Below are 12057 nucleotides of genomic sequence, written 5' to 3' on the forward strand. Positions count from 1 at the left end.
CCCCTTCTACTAATGATACTATTTTTTATAATTTTCACAAGAGAAAATTCCTTCCATTTATTTTCCTTTACAGTAATATTTCTCTTGTCCTGCTAGAAGTTGTACAATATGAGTGAACATATCCTCACGTGAAACAAAAGAATCAGTAAATATTCCAATAGCACCCTGGTGATGACGAATATCATGGATATGTGTCCATTCTCTCATTACATCCCCCAGTTCCTTTCCCTTTAATAGAGGTTGAGCAACTTCTAGTGGAAGAGGTATCCTGGCACCGCTGGCAACATACAGCTGATCTATCGGTGTAACAAGGGCACCCCAATTACACAAGTATACTTGATTATCTATTTGCATGATTCCACCTTCAAGACCAATACCATAGCTATTATCCTCTATTTGTTTACTTGCCTTTGCACGGTTTATTGCCCCTTGCATTGTCTCTTTATCTGATTTTGGCTGTGCATCCACCTGTGAATCGACGTCTGCACTAATGATAGTTGCTTCAGGAAAAATACACTGTACTGCTTTTCTCTTTGCTTTGTTGTAAGAACCTACTACAATCTTCATTTCATGGTGTCTCCTTAGCCATTCTTGCGGATTACCTCTACTGTATTTGTATCTGTATGTTTCACTAGCTTAATTAACAATTCTTTGGCTGCATGATAATCATCTACATGAATAATAGAGGCATGTGTATGAATATATCGTGAGCAAATGCCGATAACTGCTGATGGAACACCCTGATTAGATAAATGAACACTTCCTGCGTCTGTACCACCTTGAGAAATAAAATATTGATATGGGATATTATTACTCTCTGCGGTATCTAGTACAAAGTCTCTTACACCATGATGTGTAATCATGGAGCGGTCAAAGATTCTGAGTAACGCACCTTTACCAAGCTGTCCAAATGCTTGATCATCACCAGACATATCATTTGCTGGAGAAGCATCTAATGCATAAAAGATATCGGGTTTAATCATATTTGCTGCTACCTTTGCTCCACGAAGTCCGACTTCTTCCTGAACTGTCGCACCTGAATAAAGTTCGTTAGGAACGGTCTCATCTTTCAATTCCTTTAACAATTCGATAGCTAAGCCACAGCCATAACGATTATCCCATGCTTTTGCCAATATTTTCTTTTCGTTGGCCATAGGGGTAAATTCTGATACGGGAATAATCGATTGACCAGGTTTTACACCCATCTTCTCGGCGTCTTCTTTATTGTCTGCACCTATATCGATAAGCATGTTCTTCTGCTCCATAGGTTTAGATCTTTCAGCCTGTGTCAAATTATGTGGAGGAATCGAGCCAACAACTCCAATGATACTTTTCTCTTCTGTATGTATTTCGACTCGTTGAGATAATAATACTTGTGACCACCAGCCACCTAATGGTTGAAAACGAATCATACCGTTATCAGTAATCTGGGTCACCATAAAAGCTACTTCATCCATATGTCCTGCAACAAGAACTCTTGGACCTTGACCTTTTTTTACGCCAAAAACACCTCCAAGTTTGTCTTGAATGATGTCATCCGCATACTTCGTTAATTCTTGTTTCATAAATTTTCTAACTGCATGTTCATTACCAGGAGCACCTGGTAGCTCTGTTAACGTTTGAAAAAGCGCAAGCGTTTCTTGATTCATTTGTTATCATCCTTTCTTTCATTACAATATATCATTTTTTAATATTATGAGAAAAGTATATTTCTTCTATATACAATCTTACCATTTTACGTAGCTTTTTACTTGCATTTTTTCTGTTTTTATCCTTAAGATGAAAATATATGTTTCGTCATTTAACTTATCAATGGATGGAGTGAAAGGATGAATAAGAAGAGAATAATTATTATTGCTGGGATTGCCTTTATGTTCGGGTATTTCTTAAGACAGCAACAAACGGAAAGACAACGTATGAAGCCAGAAAAAGTGTTGAAATTGGTGAAAGAGATCTTTCAAAAGAAATATGAAGTTAGTGGTTCATGGATTTATATGAAGGCAGAGCCATTACAGAAAAATGGTCTTGAATATGAGGTTTATCATGGTGGAATAACCAAACACATCGATGGTGAATACGTACCATATGAATTTTATGTGGATGCATACACTGGGACTATTATCGATTTGTTCCCTCAACATCCTAAGCAAGTTAATTATACCACTCAGTGATCTCGAGTAGTAATGAGAAGATACTCATCCAAAAACAGAGAGCTACTATTCATGCTACAAGAAAACCGAGCTAATAGGCTCGGTTTTTCATTTGGTAAAGGAGTAAAAGCTAAGCTTCGGCTAAGGTAACTAGTAAAAAAGAGAGAGGCTTATTTCTCTGGGAATTTTACTCTACATCGATAGATTGGCTGGCCTTTAGCAGAAAATTTTTCTTCATATTCTGTCATCACATTAGTCGGGTCTTCTAACGCATGCAAATCTAATGTTACTTCTTCTAATAAACATCCAAATTGTGAAAAACTTACTAAGGAATATTCAAATAATCCCCTGTTATCGGTTTTTAAAATTAATTCACCATTCGGCTTCAAAATTCTTTGATACTGTTCTAAAAATGCTCGGTATGTTAACCTTCTTTTTTCATGCCTATTCTTAGGCCACGGATCCGAAAAATTCAGATAAATCTGTTCTATTTCATTATCTGCAAATAAATCGGAAAGATCTTGCGCATTTTCATTTATTAACGTAATATTTGAGGTTTTGGCATTTTTAACTTTTTCCACTGCCGAGACAATAATGCTCTTGACAACTTCTATTCCAATGAAATGGACATTCGGGTATTGCTCTGCCATTCCTTTAATGAATTGACCTTTACCTGTACCAATTTCAAGATACAAAGGTTTATGATTGCTTACTGCTTTTTTCCAGTTACCTTTATACTCTGCAGGGTTTAATTTTACAAGATCATTATTTTCTTTCAAATAATCATCTGCCCAAGGTTTATGACGTGCTCTCATGCGTATAGCTCCTTTTTCACGAAAATATTTATGTTTCATTTTGCCATTTGTCACTTTGATTCATACATGAAATTGGCTTTTGCCAATAATTCAGCAAAAGCCATCTACTTAAACTTTGTATACATTTTTCCTTTTTAGAACATGCTAATCATAAAGGTGGGAGATAGCTATGCCATTAAATGCAAATAACCAATTAGATTTACTGTATGATCTTTTAAGTCTACATGCCGAAGAATGCTGTGGTAGTGCTTCAGAATGTGAACAAATATCAAGATTAATCAGGTCTCTTCAACAACATCCATCGATACAGAATAGTGATTTAGTTCAATTAGTAGATGTAATAGACCAATACGGTACATTAGGTGCTACCTCGAACAATTTAGATGCTCATATCAATCAACATCAATCCGATATTCAACAATGGTTACAAGTGATTAAAGATTCCAATCATTAATTTGATGAAGAAGCTGATGTAACTCAATCAAGTGAGAATCGGCTTCTTTTCTCTTATGGCGGTTTTCAGCCCACACATAAGCAATTATTTCATCAATAATCAAATACCAATGCATTCTTCGCATTAGATATTTACTATTTTCCACACCATAATGTTCCAGCCACTGTTCCCAGTCCTGCTTTGGTATGTAAGATTGAAGAATTCTACCTATATCCATAGCCGGATCACCAACACGAGCATTGTCCCAATCAATCAAATATAACTCACCGTTGTTAGATAACATCCAATTATGATGATTTAAATCACAGTGGCATACCACCTGCTGATCGTAATAAACATCTAACAATCGGTTTTCCAAGAATTTTACTGCCTTATATATTGTAAGTGAACGACGTGCAAATTTATTACCTTGCACAAATTGTTTCACTCTTACTAACATTTGATCTGGAATGATCGTTGTTTTTTCAATTCGTAACAACATATCTAGTAGTTCAGAGGAATGATGAATTTTGCTTAATAATTTTGCCACTTTTGGGTGCTGCATTTCTTCAATATTTAAGGCTTTACCATCCAGCCATTGCTGTGCTGTTACTACATCACCGTTCTCAAGGCGCTTTGTCCAAACTAGTTTAGGTACAATACCTTGTGCAGATAAAACAGCCAAAAATGGGGATGAATTTCGTTTTAAAAATAACTTTTTCTGATTAGATTGGGCATAATAGGCCGCACCGGTTGATCCACCTGCCGGAATAATTGTCCAATCTTCGCCTAGAATGTGTTTCACAGCTGTCACCCTCAATTCCTCTCAAAAATCTCTTAACCTCTTTAACTTTAAAAAAGGGAATAGTAATATTAGATTAACGCAAAATTAGGTAGAATATCAAGAGAAAATTTTATTTTCGACAAAAATATTATCTATTTTTGTCATTAAATTATAGAATCTGCCTTTTCATCTTGTTCCCATTCTGGTCTTTTAACTGAAATAGATTCACAGTGTTTTAATAAAGCTTCTGCTATTTTCAGCTGTTGATGCTTTAAAGGTGTGTGTAACTGTTGTTTCTGTTTTAGCCATTCTTCATGATTGTTACGATCAATGTATTTAGTATGATATGGTTCAGCGTAATATTTCATCAGATTTGTTCTAGATAAAACAACCTTTTTAATCGGAAAATCTAATTGATATTTTTTTAAAATACTTTGAATGACTGTTTCTGTTCTTTTCGTGCTAATTAACGGGCTTAAAATTTTGCTCTGAATATTGTTTTCTTCAACAAACCATAACCTTCCATCGTTTGGAATAATCGTCTGGTTAGTTGGCTTTTCAATCAATGTAATAATTTCAATTTCCAACGGACTTATTAGGACAATATCACTTTCCATTGGTCCGTTTTTCAATTGAAATACTGGAAAGTACATAAGTAAATAGGTATCAGGTATTCGTTGCAAGAAATACTTTAATAAAAAATCTTGATAATAACTCTGGTTGATAAAAGACATTTCATTAATTGTTGTCGAAGCCCATTTTAATTGAAAAGGAACTAAAGTATCCAGAAAATAATGTTTTAACTCTTTTTCTGAAGCAGGTAAGCTATCATTTTCTTCCGTTTCCTTTTCATCTTCATCAGATGGTCTCCTAAAAAAAGAGCGCCAATTCGAGAAATTTGTTTCTTTTAACTCATCGTCATTTTCTACTTCTAATTTAAGCTGCAACTGCTCTAACCATAAATGTTTTAAACGTTCCCAGTTTTCTTTTTTTAACCGCGAAAATTGACTTGGGTAGTGGTATATGTCACGTTGATAACGGGATATATAATTTTCCAGTTTAATTAATTGAGCCACTTTGACACCTCATTTCAGTTCAAACTGTCGCCAGATTTGATATTTTTGCTTCTTTTCTGGGTGGATTTCATAGATCACTATTCGATTGACGTCGAGCACTTTTTCTCCTGTCGGTTGTTCCAATATCGCTGTATTGGTTAATGGTTGATCGCTAGCCCATTTTTTAGCAATTGTGATATGGGGCGTATATGGACGCTTGTCTATCATTACATATTCCCCTACTATCTGTTGTATATCGGAATGTAATTGGAGCAATTCTGGAACCTTTTCAACCTCCATCCATAAAACACGCGGCCTACTAACTGAACCGAATGTAGACAAACCACTTATCTTTGCTGAAAATGAGTGGTTTTTCAATTGCTCCAGCTGATCAGCCACATCATGTAGTATGGATTGTTCTATGGCCCCGAAAAAATGCAACGTGATATGAAAATCATTTTGGTCCACCCAGTTTTTATAATAAAATTGATCTTTTACTGCTTGCTGAATAGTAAATAACCATTTTTTTGTTTCAGAATCTATTTCAATAGCAATAAAGTAGTGTCTTTTGGTATTGTCCATTTCATTACCCTCTTAAAAGATTTTGATAAGTTGATTTATCACAAATAACGTACAATTCAGCATCACCTGGTATAGATTGGTCAAGCTTTCTATTTATATTTAGCTTATCACGGTCAGCTACGAGTGTGGCACCTTGATTCAATAACTCATCGAAAGCATCTTTATATGTTTTCCAAGATGATTTTACTGGTATGTAATATAAATCGTCACCTTGATTTCTACTTAGTAACTGACCAAATATATTCGTCATACCATTTCGAAATGCTGATCGAACAAATAATGATGAAATCGTTTCATTTGATATAATAAATTCATCAATTTGTAAATATTTGAAATTTTTAATGTGGTTTTCTTCCATAATCTCTACAATTGTATGGACCTCTGGTGCCATTTCTGTAATCGTAGAAGCTATTAATAATGTTTTCCCGTCGGCTAGTTGACCATCAGTGATGGTATCATCAGAAAAAATCAATACGGATTTAGCTTCTTTTATATTTGCCTTTTCTAATGGCTCTTTCTCAGACGGGTTTCCTTTTATATAGAAAATATTACTTTCTAACATTGGTGCCTTCTCTAATTGATCAATGATGATAATTTCTATCTCCTCATGTGTTGCCAGCATTTCCTGAATAGCAAACTTCGCTTTCTGTGACCATCCGATAATAATATGATGCCCGTTTCCTTTATACATAATATCCCCTTCCAGTCTTTTTTTCCGATAAATAGCCAGACCATCAATTATTTTTCCAATTACGATTCCAATAAGGCCAATGCCAAAAATATATAAAAATAAAGCTAACCATCTGCCACCAACTGTTTCGGGATATAGATCACCGTATCCTACAGTTGTCACAGTTGTCATTACCCACCAAAAACCATCAAAAAATGTTGGAAAGGATTCATTCTCCAATATAACAATGATAGCAGATGAGAAAAGCACTAATAACGCACTAATTAAGAAAAGCACATAATTGGAAATATGAATAACTTTCTTAAATAATTGCCTTAGTATGTACATCGGAGGCTCACCTCTTTTTTTTTTAATTATCTGTAAATTCATAGTTTTCTCTAGAAAATCTTTTGATTAAAGTGTAAAATAAAAGTACATCATGAATATACTTTAACAAGGTTTAACTGAAAACTTTGAAGGAGTGATTTTTTGAGTCAATCAACCACCCGCATGCTAACTCGTGTTAAGGCTGTTTACCTGTTTATTAGAGAGAATGGGCCAGTGACCACAAGACAAATAGCTGAAGAGTTTGGCATTACGGACCGGACCGTACAACGCGATTTACATTTACTAGCATACAATGGGCTTGTTAATAGTCCAAACCGGGGACGTTGGAAAATCACAAACAAAAAAGTAAAAATTTCGTAAAATAATGTAATTGAATATATTCTTGACCAGTATTAAAATGAATACTGGTATTTTATTTGCTTCTCAATTGTTTCAACTCTTCTGCTGTTAACTCTCGGTATTCACCGATGTTTAAGCTGTCATCTAAAAACAATCCCCCCATCGACAATCTCTTTAAATACACCACTTTATTATCAACAGCTTTAAACATTCGCTTAATTTGATGAAATTTCCCTTCTGTGATCGTGATCTCAACCATTTTATCTTTAATCGCTCGTAATCTAGCTGGCTTTGTCGTATAACCATCATCCAATATCACACCTTGTTCAAATTGCTTAACTTCTTGATTCGAAATATCCTTCACTAACTTTGCAATATACGTTTTTTCTACATGCTTTTTAGGTGATAAAAGTTCATGGGCAAGTTGCCCATCATTCGTTAATAATAATAATCCTTCTGTATCTTTGTCTAAACGCCCAACAGGAAAAGGCTCTAACACCTTATCCTGTTTTTTTATTAAGTCCAGAACAGTCTTTTGTCTTTGGTCTTCTGTCGCTGACAAATATCCAGCTGGTTTATGAAGCATTAAATAGATGTATTTTTTATAGTCAATTAATATATGATCAACCATTACTTGATCTTGATTGGGATCAACATGAATATCCGCCTTTGTGATGATTTGATTATTAACGGTAATTCTTTTCTTCTTAACTAACGATTTAACATCTTTACGACTTCCATAACCCATATTAGCAATAAATTTATCTAAACGGATGTATGTCTCCTCCCCTCTATCTTCTCATTAATCGATCAATTATCGGTATTCTTCTTCCTGTTATTCGCTCAAACAAAGTAGATGCATAACCTAAATATAGGTATACCATACCACCTGCAGTGACACCAATAAACATCATTACGACAGCATGGAGTCGATTTTGATGAACATCAAGGAACAAGCCAAATACATATTTTACTACTAACAATACAATAACCATTATACTGGTAAAAATAAGCATTAATAGTGATAATTTATAAAATTTACGATAATGAAAGTTAATCGCTTTTTTGATTTGCCACAAGTTGAGTATTACAGCAATCAAAGTAGCAATCAAAGTAGCAATGATAGCCCCTTTTGCCTCGAATATTTGGATGAATAATGAATTCAATAATATTTTCGTTAGTACACCAGCAGATAGACTAATTAAGGTAAAGTTTTGCTTTTCGACCCCTTGTAAAATAGATGACGTGACTGTAAAGAAAGCAAAAGTTAATGCAACAGGTGCGTACCATGCAAAAACCTCACCTGTTATCGCAATATTATCCAAACCAAATAAACCACCATAAATGGGGTCAGCTAAAAGAATTAATCCAAATACTGCAGGTAAAACAAAAAACATAATAATTTGTAAAGCTTGATTAATTTGAGCTTGTAGCTTTTCCATATTATTATTATTAAAGGCAGTTGTAATCTCTGGAATTAATGCAAGAGATAGTCCTGTTGCAATCGTAACGGGAAGAATAACTAACTTATGTCCCTGTACACTAAAAGCAGAAAACGCAATTGCTGAAACATCTCCAGAACCGATTGCATTCATTGCATGATCAAACGTAAATTGATCGATTAGTTGATATAATGGAATAGCTATACCAACAAGTACAAATGGACCTGAATAACGAAATAATTCTTTCATTAATTCTGACGAAGGAATTTTCACCTTCTTCGTTTGCTTTTCGATAGCTTCATCTAAGTACTTTTTTCTTTTCCTCCAATATAAAGCTAAGACAAACCAAGAAGCTAATCCTCCGATAAAAGCCGAAAAGGTTGCAAAACCTATTGCTGTTGGATTAGATCCATCCATTATTTCAATCACAATAAAAACTGAAACAAGTAAAAACAGAATTCTAATAATTTGCTCTATTACTTGGGAAACTGCTGTTGGTCCCATCGATTGGTTTCCCTGAAAAAATCCTCTCATAATCGCCATACTAGGGATGATGATTAAAGCAAAGCTTACCATTTGAATAACATGTTTAACTTCATCTACATTTATTCCTTTACTGTTTTCATCTATTGTCCAATGTGCAATTATATTAGCACCAAAATACATGATTAAAAAGGCTATAAAACCAGTTATTAACATTAACAAACTGCCCATTTTCAGCATTCTCATACTTGTATAATAATCATTTAATGTATTATATTTTGCTACGAATTTGGAAACTGCTAAAGGTACCCCTACCGTGGATATACTTAGCAAAATGGTGTATGGGATATATGCATATCCATATAGAGTCATTCCGGTTTCGCCTACCATGTTCGTGAAAGGAATAACATAAATCATTCCTAAAAATTTAGATAAAAAACTTGCTCCTGTGAGCAATAATGTTCCACGCAAAAAATTTGAACTAGACATGCTTTCACCTTTATTCATTAAAGTATCTAACGTTAATATTTTAACATAGCAATCCACAGAATGTTATGCATTTCGACAGATAATTTGTGAATCAGGTCGAACTAAGTTACAATTTACTTCAGTGAAAATCGAATCGGAAGGAAGAATGTTAAAGATGATCGATGTAACAATTATTGGTGGAGGACCAGCTGGGCTGATGGCAGCAATTGCCTCAGCTGAACAAGGTGCTAAAACGATGTTAATTGATAAAGGAGATAAATTAGGAAAGAAATTAGCAATATCTGGTGGTGGGAGATGTAATGTAACCAATCGACTACCCGCTGACGAGGTTATAAAACATATACCTGGTAATGGTCGTTTTCTTTACAGTGCATTTTCCGTGTTTAATAACTATGACATCATTGACTTTTTTGAAGGCCTTGGTGTTGCCCTAAAGGAAGAAGATCATGGCCGAATGTTTCCCGTCAGTGATAAAGCAAGTGATGTTGTAAATGCGTTATTAAAACGATTAGATGAATTAAACGTCATTGTTAAAAAGAACACGAATGTAAAAGCGATTGACTATCGTGAGGATACACATCAAATAATAATAGAGAATCAGGATAACATTGAAACAAAAGCTGTCGTCATAGCTGCAGGGGGTAAGGCAGTTCCTCATACTGGATCAACTGGTGATGCTTATCCGTGGGCAAAAAAAGCTGGTCATACTATCACAGAATTATACCCAACAGAAGTTCCGATCGTTTCTAATGAAGTGTTTATTCGTAATAAGGTGTTACAAGGAACTGCTTTGCGCGATGTGGCATTATCTGTTTTGGATGAAAGAGGTAAGAAAGTTATTACACATCAAATGGATATGCTATTTACCCATTTTGGTATTTCAGGGCCAGCGGTGTTAAGATCCTCACAATACATTGTTAAGCTATTGATGAAAGGTCAAAAGCAAGTGGAAGTACAAATAGACACTCTTCCAGACAAACCTTTACAGGAATTACTTGATGATATTTTAACAATAACAGATGAAAATTCAAAAAGAACCTTTAAAAATGTTGTTAAAGGGTTAGTGCCTGAAAGATACTTGGATTTTTTACTAGAACGAAACGGTATCTCACAAACGATTAAAAGTGCCAATATTTCCCGGGAAAAACTAGAAAAATTTGTAAATGATCTTAAAGGGTTTTCTTTTCAAGTACATGACAGCCTTCCTTTAAAGAAAGCATTTGTTACTGGAGGGGGTGTGTCTATTAAAGAGATAGTCCCTAGTACGATGCAATCTAAATTAATGCATGGACTATACTTTTGTGGGGAAGTGTTAGATATCCATGGATATACAGGTGGCTATAATATTACATCTGCAATGGTTACTGGAAGAGTAGCAGGGATGAACGCCGCCTGGGAAAGCTTAAGTTGATCATAATAAAAAGTAGAAATAAATCCAGGTAACACATTAGACATAAAGCCTGGATTTATTCCAACTACTTAGGATGCACTAACTCAAAACGTTCACAAACAACTAATATGTTCTCATTAAAGGATTGATTGATTGTTTTTAACTCCATTTCAAAAAAATCCTGATGCACTTCTCGCCAATAGGATAAACTTCGATCACCTTCTCCTTCTAAAAAAGCATGTTCTTCCGTTACCTCGTTAAACGGGACTATTGTTACTTCAATGGTTTTAAGAATGGCCACAGGTAAGTTATTACCATTTAAGATTATATTATAAAGTCCAACATAGGGTAGTGCCTCGTTCTCATCTTGATATATTTTGTATGCGGATGATGTAGCTGTCTTTTTTCCTTTTAAAACTAACTGAGCAAGGTCATCTGCCTGTTGCTGGGTTGCACCAAATGGCCAAGTGTCGTATGTATCAGGTGCATTCATTGTGACCTTTTTAAACGCTTGCCAGTATTCCTCTATTTCTCTGTTTGACATATAACTTCTCCTTTTTCATGTAGAATCGATATGATAGTGAAGAAAATGTACTAGTACGCTGGCAAATACAGCTATCCCTCGTTATTATACATTTAATGAGTTTATTTAGCTAGATAATAAAAAAACTTCCTAGTCCTATGACTAAGAAGTTTATCAATTGCCTGGCAACGTCCTACTCTCGCAGGGGCGCGAGCCCCAACTACCATGGGCGCTGGAGAGCTTAACTACTGTGTTCGGCATGGGAACAGGTGTGACCTCTCCGCTATCGCCACCAGACTAACAAGATGTTGGTCGATCTAATGTTGTTCACAGGACGTGAACGGGTTTAATAGATCTTCCTATTTATTTGGGATGTACCCTAAAAACTAGATAAGAGTCATCAACAAGCTCAAACAAAATGACCAGTCGCTTTCACTTTATATTATAGTTAAGTCCTCGATCGATTAGTATTCGTCAGCTGCACATGTCACCATGCTTCCACCTCGAACCTATCTACCTCATCGTCTCTGAGGGATCTTACTCTATCGAATAGA

14 protein-coding genes and 2 rRNA genes are annotated in these 12057 nt (G+C 35.0%); 4 read left to right on the forward strand and 12 right to left on the reverse strand.

All coding sequences use genetic code 11. The features are described 5' to 3' along the window. Positions 1-57: 57 nt before the first annotated feature. Both ACTNEP_RS07075 and ACTNEP_RS07080 read right to left on the reverse strand, forming a co-directional pair. The gene (locus ACTNEP_RS07075) at positions 58-567 is read right to left on the reverse strand and encodes a DUF84 family protein (protein ID WP_441161086.1); all 510 of its coding nucleotides are present in this window, start codon (positions 565-567) and stop codon (positions 58-60) included. A gap of 14 nt (positions 568-581) precedes the next feature. Continuing rightward, positions 582-1649, reverse strand: coding sequence for a M42 family metallopeptidase (locus ACTNEP_RS07080; RefSeq protein WP_441161087.1), 1068 nt, complete (start codon positions 1647-1649; stop codon positions 582-584). 180 nt (positions 1650-1829) lie between these two features. Here ACTNEP_RS07080 and ACTNEP_RS07085 point away from each other — a divergent pair, with 180 nt between their 5' ends. Next, a complete protein-coding gene (locus ACTNEP_RS07085) occupies positions 1830-2171 on the forward strand; it encodes a PepSY domain-containing protein (RefSeq protein WP_441161088.1) in 342 nt (113 codons plus the stop codon). Between the two features lie 149 nt (positions 2172-2320). Here ACTNEP_RS07085 and trmB read toward each other — a convergent pair whose 3' ends face one another. Continuing rightward, entirely contained in the window at positions 2321-2965 is a 645-nt protein-coding gene (gene trmB / locus ACTNEP_RS07090; protein ID WP_441161090.1) for a tRNA (guanosine(46)-N7)-methyltransferase TrmB, read from the reverse strand. A 169-nt stretch (positions 2966-3134) separates the two neighbouring features. Between trmB and ACTNEP_RS07095 the strand changes: the two genes are divergently transcribed. Further along, positions 3135-3419, forward strand: a complete 285-nt coding sequence (locus ACTNEP_RS07095; protein WP_441161092.1) for a YtzH-like family protein — start codon at positions 3135-3137, stop codon at positions 3417-3419. Here the strand turns inward: ACTNEP_RS07095 and ACTNEP_RS07100 are convergent. From ACTNEP_RS07100 to ACTNEP_RS07115, 4 genes are all read right to left on the reverse strand, one after another. Beyond that, complete coding sequence (locus ACTNEP_RS07100) at positions 3400-4203, reverse strand: phosphotransferase (RefSeq protein WP_441161119.1); 804 nt, start codon at positions 4201-4203, stop codon at positions 3400-3402. The two genes, ACTNEP_RS07095 and ACTNEP_RS07100, sit on opposite strands and share 20 nt — an antisense overlap. A 143-nt stretch (positions 4204-4346) precedes the next feature. Further along, positions 4347-5258 (reverse strand): NERD domain-containing protein, encoded by a 912-nt coding sequence (locus ACTNEP_RS07105; RefSeq protein WP_441161093.1) that lies wholly within the window; start codon positions 5256-5258, stop codon positions 4347-4349. Positions 5259-5267: 9 nt separating this feature from the next. After that, positions 5268-5819, reverse strand: a complete 552-nt coding sequence (gene thpR / locus ACTNEP_RS07110; RefSeq protein WP_441161094.1) for an RNA 2',3'-cyclic phosphodiesterase — start codon at positions 5817-5819, stop codon at positions 5268-5270. Positions 5820-5823: 4 nt separating this feature from the next. Beyond that, positions 5824-6837 carry an ion channel gene (locus ACTNEP_RS07115; RefSeq protein ID WP_441161095.1) on the reverse strand — a complete coding sequence of 338 codons (1014 nt, stop codon included), beginning with the start codon at positions 6835-6837 and terminating at the stop codon, positions 5824-5826. 141 nt (positions 6838-6978) lie between these two features. Between ACTNEP_RS07115 and ACTNEP_RS07120 the strand changes: the two genes are divergently transcribed. Continuing rightward, positions 6979-7197 (forward strand): HTH domain-containing protein, encoded by a 219-nt coding sequence (locus ACTNEP_RS07120; protein WP_441161096.1) that lies wholly within the window; start codon positions 6979-6981, stop codon positions 7195-7197. A gap of 52 nt (positions 7198-7249) precedes the next feature. On the opposite strand, the gene ACTNEP_RS07125 is transcribed toward ACTNEP_RS07120, so the two are convergent. After that, positions 7250-7951, reverse strand: a complete 702-nt coding sequence (locus ACTNEP_RS07125; RefSeq protein ID WP_441161120.1) for a pseudouridine synthase — start codon at positions 7949-7951, stop codon at positions 7250-7252. Between the two features lie 16 nt (positions 7952-7967). Next, a complete protein-coding gene (locus ACTNEP_RS07130) occupies positions 7968-9590 on the reverse strand; it encodes a putative polysaccharide biosynthesis protein (RefSeq protein ID WP_441161097.1) in 1623 nt (540 codons plus the stop codon). Between the two features lie 154 nt (positions 9591-9744). Here ACTNEP_RS07130 and ACTNEP_RS07135 point away from each other — a divergent pair, with 154 nt between their 5' ends. Continuing rightward, positions 9745-11001 (forward strand): NAD(P)/FAD-dependent oxidoreductase, encoded by a 1257-nt coding sequence (locus tag ACTNEP_RS07135; RefSeq protein ID WP_441161098.1) that lies wholly within the window; start codon positions 9745-9747, stop codon positions 10999-11001. A gap of 64 nt (positions 11002-11065) precedes the next feature. Here ACTNEP_RS07135 and ACTNEP_RS07140 read toward each other — a convergent pair whose 3' ends face one another. The 3 genes from ACTNEP_RS07140 to ACTNEP_RS07150 form a co-directional block, all read right to left on the reverse strand. Next, a complete protein-coding gene (locus tag ACTNEP_RS07140) occupies positions 11066-11524 on the reverse strand; it encodes an ASCH domain-containing protein (protein WP_441161099.1) in 459 nt (152 codons plus the stop codon). A 159-nt stretch (positions 11525-11683) separates the two neighbouring features. Continuing rightward, positions 11684-11800, reverse strand: a 5S ribosomal RNA gene (gene rrf, locus ACTNEP_RS07145). A 147-nt stretch (positions 11801-11947) separates the two neighbouring features. Next, positions 11948-12057 (reverse strand): 23S ribosomal RNA (locus tag ACTNEP_RS07150); the annotation flags it as partial.

Source organism: Gracilibacillus sp. HCP3S3_G5_2 (assembly GCF_052063305.1).
Classification (GTDB): Bacteria; Bacillota; Bacilli; order Bacillales; family Amphibacillaceae; genus Gracilibacillus.

What these genes read in the sequence shown, in the direction of transcription:
- ACTNEP_RS07115 (WP_441161095.1), bottom strand. Translation starts at nt 6,837, where the DNA reads ATGTACATACTAAGGCAATTATTTAAGAAAGTTATTCATATTTCCAAT.
- thpR (WP_441161094.1), bottom strand. Translation starts at nt 5,819, where the DNA reads ATGGACAATACCAAAAGACACTACTTTATTGCTATTGAAATAGATTCT.
- ACTNEP_RS07095 (WP_441161092.1), top strand. Translation starts at nt 3,135, where the DNA reads ATGCCATTAAATGCAAATAACCAATTAGATTTACTGTATGATCTTTTA.
- ACTNEP_RS07140 (WP_441161099.1), bottom strand. Translation starts at nt 11,524, where the DNA reads ATGTCAAACAGAGAAATAGAGGAATACTGGCAAGCGTTTAAAAAGGTC.
- ACTNEP_RS07130 (WP_441161097.1), bottom strand. Translation starts at nt 9,590, where the DNA reads ATGTCTAGTTCAAATTTTTTGCGTGGAACATTATTGCTCACAGGAGCA.
- trmB (WP_441161090.1), bottom strand. Translation starts at nt 2,965, where the DNA reads ATGAGAGCACGTCATAAACCTTGGGCAGATGATTATTTGAAAGAAAAT.
- ACTNEP_RS07075 (WP_441161086.1), bottom strand. Translation starts at nt 567, where the DNA reads ATGAAGATTGTAGTAGGTTCTTACAACAAAGCAAAGAGAAAAGCAGTA.
- ACTNEP_RS07085 (WP_441161088.1), top strand. Translation starts at nt 1,830, where the DNA reads ATGAATAAGAAGAGAATAATTATTATTGCTGGGATTGCCTTTATGTTC.
- ACTNEP_RS07080 (WP_441161087.1), bottom strand. Translation starts at nt 1,649, where the DNA reads ATGAATCAAGAAACGCTTGCGCTTTTTCAAACGTTAACAGAGCTACCA.
- ACTNEP_RS07135 (WP_441161098.1), top strand. Translation starts at nt 9,745, where the DNA reads ATGATCGATGTAACAATTATTGGTGGAGGACCAGCTGGGCTGATGGCA.